The sequence below is a fragment of the Pseudoclavibacter sp. RFBG4 genome (genome assembly GCF_002931515.1).
Taxonomy (GTDB): Bacteria; Actinomycetota; Actinomycetes; order Actinomycetales; family Microbacteriaceae; genus Pseudoclavibacter.
This window is the reverse complement of record NZ_PSYC01000074.1, coordinates 1-1,213: the sequence shown is the minus strand read 5'-3', so window position 1 is coordinate 1,213 and position 1,213 is coordinate 1. Positions and strand designations below refer to the sequence as shown.

Annotated in this window: 2 protein-coding genes; both read left to right on the top strand. The window is 70.0% G+C overall.

From position 1 onward, the window contains the following. The first annotated feature begins 89 nt into the window (after positions 1-89). Entirely contained in the window at positions 90-671 is a 582-nt protein-coding gene (locus tag C5E10_RS18725) for a DUF6286 domain-containing protein (RefSeq protein ID WP_104332942.1), read from the top strand. After that, on the top strand, positions 668-1,213 hold a 546-nt coding region (locus tag C5E10_RS18720), incomplete at its 3' end, for a hypothetical protein (protein WP_104332941.1). The genes C5E10_RS18725 and C5E10_RS18720, both read left to right, overlap by 4 nt.

The following is a 1,213-nucleotide window of genomic DNA, read 5'->3' as shown; positions in this document are numbered from 1 at the left end:
GACCGCGTGCAAAGCCTCACGGGCTCCCACGTGGACCAGGTCACCGTGCGGGTCACCGGGCTCGACATCAAACCAGAGGAGCGAGTCAGATGAGCAGCCACACGTCGCTCTACTCCCGCATCTCCCGACGCGAGACGCACTCCCCTCGGTCGGCGCTCGCGATCGTCCTCGCCGTGCTGCTCATCGTCGTCGCGGCCTGGGTCGGCACGGAGGTGGTGCTCGCGCTCCTCGCCCTCCCGGCGCTCCTCGTCGCACCGGTCGATATGTTCACCTCCACGCTCGGGGTGCTCGAACAGCCCGCCCAGTACGTCGGCCCAGCCGGCGTCGTCGTGGCCATCATCGGGCTGATCCTGCTCATCGCGGGGCTCGCCCCCGGTCGCCGTTCCCGCCACGTCCTGCGCTCGTCGCGGACCGCAACCGTCGCCGACAACGCGGTCATCGCCTCCGCGCTCGCCCGCCACGCGGCTCGAGCTGGCCACGTCAGCCCGGACAACGTCACCGTCTCGGTGTCCCACCGCCGCGCCGACGTGCGCCTCACTCCCGCATCCGGGGTGCCGGTTGACGCGGCTTCCATCGAAGCGGCCGTCACCCGGCAGCTCGAGCAGTACGAGCTCACGCCACGCGTCACCGCCAAGGTGCGCGTCGCAGAGAACGGGAAGGTCGGCGCATGAACAGCACGAACCGAGGCCTGAACCGCCTCCTCATCGCCACCCTCGGGGTCCTCCTCCTGGCCGTCGGAGCCGCCGCCGCCATCGGCGCCTGGCTGCCGGGAGCGAAGGACACCTGGACGCCCATCTCCGAAACCGTCAACACACAGGTCAGCAGCTGGCTCCAGCAGACACCCTTCCCCGGCACCGACTTCAGCTGGCTGATGATCGCCGTCGTCGCCATCCTCGTGGTGGGCATCATCCTGCTCCTCGCCTTCAGCCTCCGACAAGGGCAGGGGCGGACCGGAACGCTCATCCACGACCGCAGCTCGGACACGGGACGCACCATCGTCGACGTCTCCGTCGCACGCGACGCCCTCGCTGACGCACTCGGCGAACGGGACGAGTTCCTCTCGACCAGCGTCTCCGCGTACTCGGTGAAGCGAGCCCCCATGCTCAAGGTCTCCGCGACCTGCCGACGCGGCGTCTCGCCCAGGGACGCGACGGCGATCGTCGAGCAGAACCTCGAGGCGCTCGATGCGCTCCTCGGCCAGAAGGTCCCGGTC

What these genes read in the sequence shown, in the direction of transcription:
- C5E10_RS18725 (WP_104332942.1), top strand. Translation starts at nt 90, where the DNA reads ATGAGCAGCCACACGTCGCTCTACTCCCGCATCTCCCGACGCGAGACG.